Below are 14389 nucleotides of genomic sequence, written 5' to 3'. Positions count from 1 at the left end.
AAAAAGAAAGTTAAAGTGTGGTAATATTACAGCCATCACTTTCAACAATCAAAGTATGCTCTTTTTGTGATACCCATGCACCTGTTCTTTCCTTAAGTGCAGCATATGGATATATTGCCATAGCGTCCCCCAATTGCTTAAGGCCAGAATTGACTCTATGTTCATTGAAGTTTTCTGTAAGCCAGCGTCCACTAAATGGCAAGTAGCGATAATTCTTTTCAATATGTGATAGCATCCTTTGAGTATTTTTCATACGGAATGGTTTATTCTGTAAAAATGAAAAGATATATGCATAAGGACAGTCATTTACAATACCTTCGCCATTTGTTGCAAAAGGTTCGATTGCTACAGCTTGTCCTTCCTCAAGAATTGTCGGATCATTATTGTCATAGTTAGGCACTGAAATACCTGCATGCAAGTTCCAGTGTTCAAGGCTATGTCCTGTAAGGTTTCTCACTGGATTAAGATTGTACTCTGCAATGGCCTCTTCAACTGCTCTGCCTACATCACAGACTTTGACTCCTGCCCTTACAGTGCTTATTGCAGCTTCAAGCCCTGCTGCTGATGCATCAATGATTCTTTGATTGAGCTCCAAGGTTTCCTCATCAAAAATTTCTTCAAGGTTATCACCTGGAACCATAATTGTAACGGCGGAATCTGCAATGTATCCATTCACTTCCGCTCCAAGGTCAAGCTTCACCAAGTCTCCTGTAACCATTTTATTGGTATCTCCTGCAGGAGAAGTGTAATGGGCAGTGATTTCATTTATTGAAACGTTGCATGGGAATGCAATGCCTGCACCGGACTTTAATATTTCGCTTTCTACAAATTCTACAAGATCAAGAATCGGCAAGCCGTTTTGAATCATTTTTGAAGCATCGGATCTGACTTTAGATACTATTTTTCCAGCTTCTTCATAAGATTTTATTTCATCAACCATATTATCACGGGTTTAAATAAATATTAATTTCAAATCAGTATTAGATAATCATATTATATTTACTATATAATCTTAAATTTTTTAAACATTATATAAAAATTTTTATATACTCTTAATTATATAATATACTTATTCTTATTTAAATATCTTTAATTTATATTTGAATAAAGTATTTGAATAATTTAATGTTTATTGAATTACGATTTAAAAAAATATGAGTTTTATGGAGGTAAATCTATGGCTGCTGAACTTATTCCAGATCAAATATTCATGCTTATATTAGTCCTTATATTGGCTGTTGTTGTAATTATTGTTGTTAGCCAATGGAAAAAGGTAAGTCAATCCAACAATACTTTAAAATTGATGGAAAAGGAAATCGAGCTTAAGAAAATAGCTATGGTTGAAAAGGATTTAGAAAACAAGCGCATTATGGAAAATCCAATTCAATTGCCTGAAGACCAACAGGCACAGCTCACTCAAATCAGGGATTCCACTGCTGAAGTCATGAGCAATGTAGGATACTTGCACAGTGAAATCAATGAACGTTTAGCTCGTCTTGAAGCTCAAACCGAACTTAAGAAATTGGAAAAAATGCTCAAGGAAATTGAAGAGAAAGAGAAAAAGCTCAATAAGAAATAGATGATTCGGTTTTTTGATTATTTATTTTTGTTATAAATTCCATAATAAATTTTTTCTGATAATTTTCATAATTGAGTTTATAGTTTGATTGAGTTATTTATTATATGAGGTTTTATAATGGATTATATTGGATTAATAGCCATCATCATCTTAGTTGCTGCTATAGTCTTTTTAGTGTATTATTACATTCAAACAGCAAATGATGGTGACATAAACATTAAGGAAGTTCTTAAATTTTCACCTAAAGACACTAATGTCAGTTCTCTTGTAGATGATGATATTCCTGAAAAGAAATCTATGGGTGATAAGATCAAGTATACTTTTAAGGACATTGACAAATCCTATGCAAACACTACTGATGCGTTTTCAAAAAGATTGGACTCTTTCTTGGATGAAAGAAGTGAAGAATTGATTGAAAACTGGTCTTTAGTGACTACTGATGACTTATCCGCTTTGGAAGAAAGATATGACAATGCTTTTGACAGCATTGAAGCTTTAGAGAAAAGATTCAGTGAGTTCACTAATGCAACTGATGCTAAAATCGAAGATCTTGACAAACGTCTCAAAGCTTTAGAAGAGGCTGAAAAAGATTTAGATGAAGCAGAAGAAGTGGTTGTTGAAGCTGAAAAAGAATAAGTTCTTATTCTTTTTTATTTTTTTATTTTTTTTATTTGCTGTTTTTTTACTCATTATTGTTTCTGCATTGATAAACAGCTATTTTTATGCAAATATTTATATATGATGGTGTTTAATATTATAATGTTAAAGGACTTTGTCCTTCTAAATTCGTTTAGCAGGGTGGGGTAGTCTGGTGATCCCGCGGGGCTCATAACCCCGAGAGCCCTAGTTCAAATCTAGGCCCTGCTATTTTTTATGGAACAGTGATATAACAGTGTTATATATTGGTGGTTCCTATCTTTTTTTATTTTTAGATTACAATCTCTTATTTCTCTTATTTCTCTTATTTCTCTTATTTTAATGCCCTAATTTTTTATGTTTTCGTTATTAATGAGATATATTTATTAATATTAAGAATTATAAATTAATAATGTATCAATTATATTTTATATATTTTAAAGAAACTTTAATTATAAAATATTTTTAATATCTTAACTTTAGCTTACTTTAATAGTCATAAGTTGGGCTAAAGTTTTGAAAATAGTTGTTGAAATCAAGAAAATTACTGGAGGTGTTTGATGAGAAGTAAAAGAATAATTGGATTCAGTTTAGCATTCATTTTAATCTTTCTTTTATTGGGATTAAGCACTGTAAGCGCATCTGCTAATGATGAGGTCATCAATAACCTGTCAGAGAGCTTGGAATCCTCTCCGGTTTCCAATGCAATTGATGTTTGCGATGATTTGGAATCTTCAGATCTTGCTGTATCCGAACCTATTGCAGAGTCAATTGATGATGACAGCCTGCAAACAGATGATTCCAGCGAAGAGATCATAGCGGAAAGCACAGTTTATGAATATGAACTTGGTGATGGTGCAAAGACAGTTCACACTATTACAGAAGCAAATTATTCCAGTTATTTTGATTCTGATGGTAATTTAATAAATTCATTGGTAAAGGCCAATGACACTATTAATTTGTCTGGTAATTTTTCTAATAAAAAGTTTATAATAAATATTCCTTTGACAATTACAAGCACTGAAAACAATGCATTTTTAAAGAATTCTCCTATATACTACTACAATGTATCAAATGAGAATTTCGCTTATGATGCAATTGTTTCAAACCTTAAAATTGAATCAAACTTGGCAAACATATCTGCAGTTTGGGTAATTGGATCAAGTTGCATAAAGGTTTTAAACAACGACATATTTACCACTGGACATAACGGGTACCCTGTTTCATTGGACAGCTTTACCTATAATTGTATTGTAGATGGCAACACAATTAAAACTGTTGTTCCAGTTAATACTGCTGTCAGCTCTTCAGAGATGAACAATGAAGATGAAGAAAATTCAGGTGACAACAGCAGTTGGCAACATTCAGGTATCAGCTTAAGGGATGCGCATTGGAATTCAATTGTTAATAATGATATCACAGTTGAAAATTCCTATGGAGTATACCTTTGTTATGGAGCATCCATATCCAATAACAATATCATAGCAAACAATACAATCCGAGCAACAGCTGAAACTCCGTCATTTTGGTCTTATGGTGTTTACTTGACAGGTAATTACAATAGGATTGAGAACAATACAATTATCCGAATGTATAGGGGAATCCATTCAAGCTATCCTCACAATATCATCATTGGAAACAAGATCTATGACATAAACGGTTTTGATGAGAACAATGGTATTGGTGGAGACTATGGTATCTATGGGGGTAATGATACCTTAATTGCAAACAACTCCATTTACAATGCAGATTTGATTGGTGCAGGTATTCTTGTAGGTTCAAACAGTGATGTTTATGGAAACTATATTCAGATAAACAGCAGTGGAGAAGGTATTAGAATTGGAGATGTTGAGGGAGGTCACAATTCAAAGGTTTACAATAACTCAATTGACTTCCTCTCTGGAGCAGGAATAACTGTAAAGGGCATTCCTCAAGATAGTGAAATTTATAATAACATTATAAATTCCTTATCTGATATCGGAGCAAGCCAAGGTTCCGGTTTGGGTATTGGTATCTTGTCAATATACCAATCAAGAACCAAAAGGCCTTACAATATCTCAATCTTCAACAATACAATCTACACTTCCAATAACTGTGCCATTAACATTGCACAATCCTCAACTGAAGCATATTTATGTGAAAACAACACAATTGGAGATAGGGTCATCATCTGGCCTTTATCAAGTGGAATTGTTCCAGATTTTGGGGATGGAAATGTTTATGAACTTACTGAAGAGGATTACAGCACCTATTTTGATTCCAATGGTTACCTAAAGGATAATGTGCAAAATGGAGATACATTGATTTTCTTAGGAAACTTCACACCTAAAGGTAAAATCATCTTGAATAAGGCAGTGAACATTATCGGTGATAGTGCAATACTTAAGGACACTACCATCTTTGTAAACACTTCAAACTGCAGAGTTCAAGACTTTACCATCATCAACAATGGTACAAGCGAAGCAAACTGCAATCTTTGGGGAATTTACGTTTACGAAGCGGACAATGAGATAATCTGTGGAAACAACATCACAATATGGGACATGAACACTTCCTACGGAATTTATCTATGCGATTCATATAATGATACTGTAGCAAACAATAGCATTTGCTGTGAAGGGGACAATCTGGTCTTTGGCCTTTTGACATATGAGACTTACAATTCCCTTTTCGAGAACAATACTATCCTAGCTATTGGTACAAGTGAATTGTATCCATATTATGAAACCATCTGCATAGATGGCGTAAGAAGTATTTCAGAGCTTTCCAAAACATATGGTGTGATATTGGATTTCTCAAGCGACAATCAGTTCATCCACAATGACATTGAGGTCACATCCACTGTAGAAGGTTTCCAAGTGCCTTACAATCCTTCTGTAAACATTCTCATTGGTCTTTATATCTACTATGATTCCAATAGGAACAATATCAGTGAAAACAATGTATACATTCACGGACATGATCCATTCCTTTATGGAGTAGGTTCATCTGGTGATGATACAAGCAAATCCGTTACATATGCTTGTGAGAATGTCTTCAGCAAGAACAACATTACAATCGATGCGGATTACTTCGCTATGGGAATGATCTTAAGACACAACTCTAAAGATACTGTTGTTGATTCAAACAACCTTATGTTGAATTCCAAAAATTTCACTTATGGTATTACTTTAGAAATATGTGATGGTCCTAAAATCATAAACAATAGTATTTACAGTACTAGTGATGCGGGTATTTATGCTATAGAAGGTTATGCAGCGACTAATGGTGAAGTAAGCTACAATAATGTTTATTCAAAAGGTAGTTTCGCCACTATTGCATTTTATGCATCCAAACATTTCAATATAACTCATAATCATATAAGGTCCTATGGAAATGAATCTAAAGATCCAGAAATAGGTCCGGAGCACCCGGATTCTGTAGATTTGTTCAATATTGGTATTTCCTTGCAAAAGTATTGTGATGATTTCAATATAGAAGAGAATGATATTGAGACTGATGCTCCAGATGCTGTAGATATTGATGAAACCTGTTCAAACGTTAAAGTAAAGAAAAATAAGTTATCATCTAAAAATGGAGGCGGAGACGCAGCTGTTAATGATAGGTCTGGAAAAGCGGAAATTTCTGGAAATAGCGGTACTAAATATAATCCAAATGGCAATGGTGGAGGTTCATCTAATCCTCAACCTATTCATACTAATCAGGGTTCCGGTCAATCTCAACGCAGAGATTATAATGGAACTTCATCCTATTCCGGAAATGCAGATTCTTCAGGTTCAAGTGCTTTAGGTCAAATCGATTTGGGTTTACTCGCAAATGCATTGTCTTCTCTTGGTGAAGGCACTGGTGATGCTGGAGGCAGTGAATCTGGCGATTTCTCTGACTTGCTAGCTAGTGAAATCGAAGAGATTGCTTCTAAAACATTATCTGGCATTTATGTGCCTATTGTGGAATTGCTTCTTGTATTGATATTCTGCTTCAGTTTCTTAGGTGCCAAAGACGATGATGATGAAGAGGAATAAAATTTAATTTAGGATTGATGAATAAATAATCTTTTATTTATTCTATTTTTCTTTATTTTTATTAGGAAATACCTGGCAAAAATTAATATTTTAAATTATTAAAGTTTCTACTTTCTATTTTTTATTTTTTATAACTTTTTTAAAATATTTTTCATTCTATTTTTGTTGTTTTTTTTTCAATTTCAATTATATTTAGTAAAATTTATATTATTATATAATTATAAATATAAATGAATAAATTTAGTTTTATATTTTTTAAATCATATTTTACTTATTTCTAAAGTATGATTTAATTTTGAAAATTTTTTATTTAAATGAGATATAATTTGCAATGATATTTAATCTATTATATTTATTGATTTATTCTAAAAAAGAGGAGTTAAAACTTATGAATTCTAATAAAATCATTCCAATATTGGGATTATTGCTTTTATTGATATTAGCTATTGGATCTATAAGTGCAAGTGATATAAATTTAGATTCAAATATTATGGGGGATAGTTCTGCTGATATTGATTTAATAAGTGAAGAACCAGTTATAAACGAAATAAGCAATTCTAATACTGTAGATGAAGACAATGCTGGTGAATCTATTGATGAATCTATTCTAAATTTGGAATATGAAAGTGATATTGATTCAACTGACACTATTGAGATAAATGAAAAAGATTCTGTAGGTGCTAAAAGCAATCTTGGTGCCAATAATCTTGCATCTACAATTACATTTAAAGAAAAAGATTATTTAAATTATTTTGATGCAAAAGGAAATATTGTTAATGGAAAATTAAATCCCGGAGATACTTTGACTTTTAGTGGTAAATTCAATAATAAAAATTTCATAATCAATATCCCTTTGATTATTACTGCAGATAGTACAGTCAATTTAAATAATTGTCAATTTAGTTTTGTTGATGGATCAAATGGGTCTACTATTTCTAATTTGAAAATGAACAATTCTGTTGCTGAAAAATCTCTTTTATCTGCTTCTGATGTAAGTAATATTACATTTATAAATAATAATCTGTTCAGTTCAGGTAGAAGTTCCCACCCTATGGAATTTTCAAGGGTAAGTGGTTTCAATATTCTCCATAACACTCTTCAAACTACCGGATATGTAAAAGGTGGGGGGCATCCGTCTGCTATGGTTTTCCGTAATGCAGAAGAATGCAATATTTCTGGAAATACTGTGATAACTAATGATTCTAATGGAATTTATTTCACTAGTTTCACTTCTGAATCTTCAATGGGACCATCTGGAGATGCTGAAAGTTATTCTAATTATATTTTTAACAATACTGTTTTTTCCATTAGAGAATTGCCTTCTTCATATGTTTATGCTATTCAGGTAATGAGCAGTAGCAACTTGATTATAAACAATACTGTTTATAATGCATATAGGGGAATTTCTACCACAGGATTAAACAATCAAATAATTGGAAATAACATTTATAATATCCACGGGGCTTATTATTCTCAATCTAGTGAAGAAGAAGGGGGAGATTTTGCTATTATTACAGGTTCTAATACATTAGTAAAAGAGAATGTTATTTCAAATTGTATTTTTAATGGTAAGAAATCAGCTATTCGTGTAGGTGAGGGGTCTAATGTAATAAATAACACTTTAATCAATGTTACAGGAATAGGTGCTTATTTAGATGGTAGCGATATAAATTTCACATATAATGATTTAAATGTCGGTGGTTATGGAGTTTATATTTATGGTGAGGTGCAACATATTATTGTATCCAATAATAGTATTTTCTCAAATAATCAGAGCAATGTCAAATTGGAAAAACAAACTTCTAGAAAATTCCCTAATCATATTTCTATAATTAATAACACATTACATAATTTAGGGGCAATTCCTATTAATTTGCCAGTCGAATCCAATAATGTTACAATTGATTCCAATAATATCATTATAGAGGGCATTATAGATTATGGTATTGATAATGAATCAGTTCATTATATTTTTGAAAATAATTTTTATAAGTATTTTTCATCTACAGGTGCATTGGAAAACAATATTAAAGAGAATGATACCTTAGTGTTTATTGGAAGTTTTTCATCTAAAGGCAAATTGGATATCAATCAAAAAGTCAACATCATAGGTTTTGATGCAATCTTTTCTGATACAACATTTTTAATTAATAATGATGATGTATCAATTGAGAATATAAATATTTCAAATCCAAATAATGATTTAAAAGATCGCTTATGGGGTATTCAAGTAAATGGAGTTAAAAATGTAACAATTAAAAATTGTGATATTTCCATTCATGATCCTTATTCCGCATATGCAATCTATCTTTTGGAAGCTTCTGATTGTTTAATTTTAAATAATACTTTAGAAGCAAAAGGAAATTATTTCACTGCACCAATTCTTTCATTCAATTCTAGGGATATTCTTATAGATGGAAATACCATTAAGACAATTGGAAGTGGTGAAACTTATTTGATTAACAATAAAAGCTGTTTAGATGGATTTATAAGCATAAATTCCGATGCTTGTGTAGATGGTTCCATAACCTGCCCTGATGGTTATGATGTCTGTCCTGATGGATCAATCATGTGTCCTGATGGCACTATAATTGATTCTGATGACTATTATATTTGTGTGGATGGATCTATTGTTTGTGCTGATGGCTCCATTATCTGTCCTGATGGCACTGCCCTCACTGGTGAAATTTGTCCTGATGGTGTTTGTGTAGATGGAGTAACCTATTGTCTTGATGGAACTATAATCCTTGCAAACGGAACAAAAGTTTATGCTGGAGGCTATCAAATCACTGCTGAAAATGAGATTATTTATCCTAATGGCACCACCATTGGCTCTGGAGAATATACAATTAATGAAACAGATGGATCATTCAGGTGTCCCGACGGTACTGTCATTTGCACAGATGGTTCAGTTATATGTTCTGATGGGACTGTTATTTGTCCTGATGGTGCAGGTTCCAGCAATGTTTTAGATGGTGTAATACCAGGCACCCATATGGTATCTGGAGTATTTAGAACTTATGGTGTTTTATTGGTTCATTCCTCTAATGTTAATTTGACAAATAATAAGATTAATGTAAGTTCTGATTTGCCTTCTGATTATAAATTAAACGAATCTTATAATTCCATAGCAGGAGTATTTATACATTATGGAGGATTCAACAATACCATTTCAAACAATGCCATATTGCTCCATTCCAATGATCCTGTGATTTATGGTATTGGAATTATAGGTGCAAGTCCAAACAGTTCTGCAGTTGGATCTAAGAATAACAGTTTTATTAATAATAATTTAACCCTCATTGGCCCTGACAATGGTGTAGGTATTATTTTAGGATATAAAGCTATTGATTCCAGATTCTTAAATAACAATATTGGAATTTACACAAAAAATGCTTTCAATGTTTTAACTTATGCTGGCAGTGAGAACAATGCAATTGAAGGAAATACATTTAGTAAAAAACTTAATACTACTTTGATTGTTTCTAACTCCTCTTATAAGTTAGATAATTTAAATAAAATAATCACTGTATCCATTAAAGATTCAGAAGGAAAATTTTTAGCAAATAAAAACATCATAATAACTGTAAATGGTCAGAATTATACTGCAAAAACTGATAAAAATGGTATTGCGACTGTTAAAGTCTCATTGTCTCAAATAAAGGCTTATGATATAAATGCTAAATTTGAAGAGGATATTTATAATTTTGAATCATTTGCAATAGGTAAAATAACTGTTACTAAAGGTTCAACTAGCTTAACTTCCTCTGGCAAAACTTACACAGTTACAGCTACTTCAAAGAAAATTACAGTAACCTTAAAGGATGGAAGCGGTAAAGTCATTGCAAATAGAAAAGTTACAGCAACTGTTAATGGAAAAACTTACAAAGCAACTACTAACTCTAAAGGTGTGGCTACTTTCAAATTGACTTTAAAGACTGTAAAAACCTATAAGGTTTCACTTAAATTTGCAGGAGACAGCTATTACACTGCTAGCAGCAAATCAATCAAAGTGAAAGTAACCAAAACAAAAACCAAATTGACCGTTCCTAAAAAGACTTATAAGGCTAAAGCTAAAGTTAAGAAATTAACTGCAACCTTAAAGGATCAAACTGGAAAAGTCATAAAATCCAAAAAGGTCACTTTCATAGTCAACAAGAAGAAATATACTGCAAAAACCAATAAGAAGGGTGTAGCAACTGTAAAGGTCAAGTTGTCTAAAAAGAAAACCTATAAGTTTACAGTTAAGTTTGCTGGTGACAAGACTTATGTAGCAGTTAAAAAGACTGGTAAAGTGGTGATAAAATAATTCATTAGATTTAAAGGGAATTTTTCTCTTTAATCTTTTTATTTTTTATTTTTTATTTTTATGGTGATTAAATGATAGATATTGGAAATGCTTTGATTTTAGCAGATGAAGCTGCCTTTCAAGGATCAAGCAATGGGTTGTTATCAATGTTTTCAAGTACTAACGGTACAGGCTTGCCAATACTGGATAGTTCATTAACTGCTATTACACAGGCATTACAGATACCTGTAATCATTCTTTTAATAGCATTTTTAGTATTCGCTGTATATACTTTAGGAAAGCTTCTATCAGAACACCTTTCACGTAAGAAAGTGCCTGTTAGCTTAATCAAAGATATGATTTACGCAATCTATGATGCAGAGTCTGCTGAAGATATTAAAAATGTAGTCAATAATGCTGATATTCAAAAGTCTCAAAAGAGAATTTTGTCCGAACTTGCAGAGTCAGAGCATCTTGGTAAAAAGTCAAGGGAAACATTAGCTCGTAGATTGATAGATAATGAAGAGGATAAGATTGCACAAAACCTCAACAAGACTGACATTGTTACTAAGATTGGTCCAACCCTTGGATTGATGGGTACTTTAATCCCTATGGGTCCAGGTCTTGCAGCATTGGGTACAGGTGATGTTACCACACTTGCAAGTGCAATTACAATTGCATTCAACACAACAGTCATTGGTATTGGATCTGGTGCTATTGCATACTTTGCATCTAAATTGAGACGCAGATGGTTTGGTGAATACCTTGCTAACTTGGATGCATTGATGGATGCGATTTTAGATAATATTGATAAAAGAGATGAGAGACTTAAATAGTCACTGAAGTGATTGAAAATTTACAATATTATTTCAGAAACATTAATTTTAATTAATTGTTTTAAGAAAAAAAGCATTTATATTGTATACAATATATTTAAAAAATTTTACAATAGATTAGAATTCATATAGCTTAAAATTTAAAAAAATTGATGAAGATTTAATATATTTTGGTGATTATTATGGCTCGTCGTCGAGGAAAAGGACGTTTTGACAGTGAGGAAGAAGACCCTATGGCAGGTACAGCTAACCTTGTGGATGCAATGTTGGTTATAGCTGTAGGTTTGCTTGTATTCCTAGTGCTTGCTTGGAATATGCAAAGCGTTTTATTTAATGACCAATTGACCCAAGAACAAAAGGATAAGGTCATGGAAGCCATGAATCAGGAAGTGACTGAGGTTCAAGAGGGACAGATATTAAATGAAACTCCAGATACAAGCAATCAAACTGGACAAGGCTATACTGAGATGGGTAAGGTCTATAAGGATCCATCTACGGGTAAGCTGATTATGGTTCAGAATAAGACTAATTAATCTTTCTTCTTTTTTCTTTTTTTTAATATTTTTTTAATATTTTTTATTTTATATTTAGACTTTTTTTATTCATTATATTTTATTTTAATAGCTATTGATTTTTTAATTCATTATTTATACTAGAAGAAATAAATTATTTTTTAATGGTAAGCCGAAGACAGCTGCTGGTTTTATAACTAGGGAAACTCCGCACATCGTATAGACTGTAAAGTTGAAAGACTTATGCTGAGAAGTATGACTCTGGAGCAGAAACGACACGGCCTTTGATGGATGACAATGATGCTTGACTGATGGACATTAAAGGAATCGGTGAAACGGCCAATCTACAGGATGCAAGAACAAATATGCTGATGACCTCTAAGGGAAGCAGAGTAGTTCGCTAAGATGAATGCTGTATAAAACAGAATGTGGGTTACTCTCGGCAGACCATTATTTTCTCTATTTTTATATTAATTTTTATTTAGAATATTCCAAATTTCAATAATTTTTTGAGCAGTGTATTCTATTTCATCTTTTGTATGGGTGGCAATAACTGTTAATCTTAATCTACTCATATCTTTAGGAACTGATGGTGGTCTGATGGAAGATACTAAAATTCCTTCTTTCTCCAATTCTTTTGAGATTTTGTTTGCTAAATCTGCCGGGCCTATGATGATTGGTATGATTGGTGTTTCACCATCAACAATGTTTAATCCAGCATCACAAAGCAGCTTTCTCATAAGTCTTGTGTTTTCATTTAGATTATTTAGATATTCCTCGCTATTTTCCTTTAATAGATTTAATGCTGCATTTGCACTAGCTATTGTAGCTGGAGAAAGTGCTGTTGAGAATATGAAAGGTCTTGATTTGTTTATAAGATAATCTATGTAGACTTGCTTTCCACATACAAACCCTCCCTCTGATGCAAGTGCCTTGCTCAATGTTCCTATTTGCAAATCAACAGAATCAGTTAGATCAATTCCAGTTTTGTCTTTATAGTATTCAACTGTGCCCTTTCCATTTTTTCCGATAACTCCAGTTGCATGTGCCTCATCGATTATAAGTGTGCAGTTGTATTTGTCAGCTATTTCCACAAGTTCTGGGAGTGGAGCAATGTCTCCATCCATGCTGAATACTCCATCACTAACTATGAAAAAATTAGAATTATTATTTTTTTCTTCATTATTTTTTGTAGATTCTTCCAATTCAATTTGGATTAATCTTTCTAAATCTTCTGTATCTTTGTGTTTGTAAACTTTTACTTTAGCTTTGGAGATTCTTGTTCCATCTATAATGCTTGCATGATTCAATTGATCAGAGAATATAATATCATTTTCCTTTGTAAGAGCATAAATCACTCCTAAATTAGTCATATATCCTGTATTAAAAATAAGTGTGGATTCAACGTTTTTAAACTCTGAGATATTGTTTTCAAGTTCTCTAGCCTCAAAAGAAGCTCCAGTTGTCAGTCTTGAACCGGTTGAACCTGTTCCATATATGCTTGCTTCTTGGGCTGCTTTAATTACATCACCATGATGTGTTAAGCCAAGGTAGTTATTGGTTCCAAAAACAAGAAACTCTTTGCCTTCCTTATCAGTGGCCTTTGTAGAACTGATAAACCTTAAGTCATCTACTGTTCTCTCTAAATCATTGTTTTTGAGTTCCTCTAACTCTTCATTTAATTGGCTTTCAAGATTCGGATTCATAATATCATCAATAAATTAATATCAAAATTTTTAATCAATTTTTAATCTATTCGATTAAAACAACCTGTTTTTCAAGGTAATCTATTAAATCATCTAAAGTGTAATCATCATTCAATTGATTGGTATCAACAAAGAATACCCTTCCTCCAATCGGATTTCCCTCTTCTTTTAGAATAGGGATACGTTCATAATTGTCTTTTGTTCCAACATATCCTATGACATAGCTTGGGTCATCTGACCAGCATAATTCTGCCACTATTCCTTTGCAGCTTGCTGTTTTGGATGCAAGAATCAATGCCTCTTCAAGATGAAGCCCTTCTCTTCCATCATTTTTCAATGATTCCTGATATTCTGTAATGTCTGCACTAGCTATTCCAGTTACTCTGACACCCTTGATTCCTTTACCATCTATTCTTTCTCCAGTATCCTTATCAATAAGCATGGCTCCATGCATGCTTTCTTCAAGGTCTTGTAAATTTTGGATAGCCATTTCTGCAGATTCTTCACTCACTGCATTTTCCATTAATAATTCCTTAGCAAGATTCAATCCCTCTTCCTTGGATTCTACATGATGCTCGTTAATGTTTAGTCTTTTCTTATAGATTATGTCATCTTCATTTATCTTTTCTATCTTGAGGTTTATGAAGTCCGGTTTTCCTCTTTCATGAGTGATTGCCCTTCTGTAAACATTGATCAATTCCTCTTCGATTTCATCTTCTCTTAAAATACGTTCTGCTCCAGAGATGTGTTTTCCACCTTCTTCATGGGGACCTCCCTTTGAGCATCGCATTTTTATACTGTACATCATAA

General features: G+C 32.4%; 9 protein-coding genes, 1 tRNA gene and 1 other RNA gene. 8 read left to right on the top strand and 3 right to left on the bottom strand.

The genetic code is table 11. From position 1 onward, the window contains the following. Window positions 1–10 precede the first annotated feature (10 nt). Entirely contained in the window at window positions 11–940 is a 930-nt protein-coding gene (gene map, locus Q0409_RS02855) for a type II methionyl aminopeptidase (protein ID WP_298534859.1), read from the bottom strand. 237 nt (window positions 941–1177) lie between these two features. Between map and Q0409_RS02850 the strand changes: the two genes are divergently transcribed. The 8 genes from Q0409_RS02850 to rnpB all read left to right on the top strand — a co-directional run bounded on the left by Q0409_RS02850 (window position 1178) and on the right by rnpB (window position 12321). Next, on the top strand, window positions 1178–1579 hold the full coding sequence (locus tag Q0409_RS02850) for a hypothetical protein (protein WP_298534858.1): 402 nt from the start codon (window positions 1178–1180) through the stop codon (window positions 1577–1579). Window positions 1580–1696: 117 nt separating this feature from the next. Further along, on the top strand, window positions 1697–2215 hold the full coding sequence (locus Q0409_RS02845) for a hypothetical protein (protein WP_298534856.1): 519 nt from the start codon (window positions 1697–1699) through the stop codon (window positions 2213–2215). Window positions 2216–2371: 156 nt separating this feature from the next. Continuing rightward, window positions 2372–2446, top strand: a tRNA-Met gene (locus Q0409_RS02840). A 329-nt stretch (window positions 2447–2775) separates the two neighbouring features. Continuing rightward, a complete protein-coding gene (locus Q0409_RS02835; RefSeq protein WP_298534854.1) occupies window positions 2776–6237 on the top strand; it encodes a right-handed parallel beta-helix repeat-containing protein in 3462 nt (1153 codons plus the stop codon). 388 nt (window positions 6238–6625) lie between these two features. Further along, window positions 6626–10546: a right-handed parallel beta-helix repeat-containing protein gene (locus Q0409_RS02830; RefSeq protein ID WP_298534852.1), complete on the top strand. Its 3921-nt coding sequence runs from the start codon at window positions 6626–6628 to the stop codon at window positions 10544–10546. A 146-nt stretch (window positions 10547–10692) separates the two neighbouring features. Beyond that, the gene (locus Q0409_RS02825; protein WP_298534890.1) at window positions 10693–11361 is read left to right on the top strand and encodes a MotA/TolQ/ExbB proton channel family protein; all 669 of its coding nucleotides are present in this window, start codon (window positions 10693–10695) and stop codon (window positions 11359–11361) included. A gap of 182 nt (window positions 11362–11543) precedes the next feature. Next, entirely contained in the window at window positions 11544–11894 is a 351-nt protein-coding gene (locus Q0409_RS02820) for a DUF2149 domain-containing protein (RefSeq protein ID WP_298534849.1), read from the top strand. A gap of 146 nt (window positions 11895–12040) precedes the next feature. After that, an RNA gene (gene rnpB, locus Q0409_RS02815) (RNase P RNA component) lies at window positions 12041–12321 on the top strand. A 22-nt stretch (window positions 12322–12343) separates the two neighbouring features. On the opposite strand, the gene Q0409_RS02810 is transcribed toward rnpB, so the two are convergent. Together Q0409_RS02810 and Q0409_RS02805 are read right to left on the bottom strand one after the other, a co-directional pair. Then, the gene (locus tag Q0409_RS02810) at window positions 12344–13579 is read right to left on the bottom strand and encodes a pyridoxal phosphate-dependent aminotransferase family protein (RefSeq protein WP_298534847.1); all 1236 of its coding nucleotides are present in this window, start codon (window positions 13577–13579) and stop codon (window positions 12344–12346) included. A 46-nt stretch (window positions 13580–13625) separates the two neighbouring features. After that, the coding region (locus Q0409_RS02805) for a 6-carboxyhexanoate--CoA ligase (RefSeq protein WP_298534846.1) at window positions 13626–14389 on the bottom strand (764 nt) is incomplete at its 5' end.

The sequence above is a fragment of the uncultured Methanobrevibacter sp. genome (genome assembly GCF_937898925.1).
Lineage (GTDB): Archaea > Methanobacteriota > Methanobacteria > Methanobacteriales > Methanobacteriaceae > Methanobrevibacter.
Note: the sequence above shows the minus strand (reverse complement) of the source record. Positions and strands in the feature narration are given on the sequence as shown.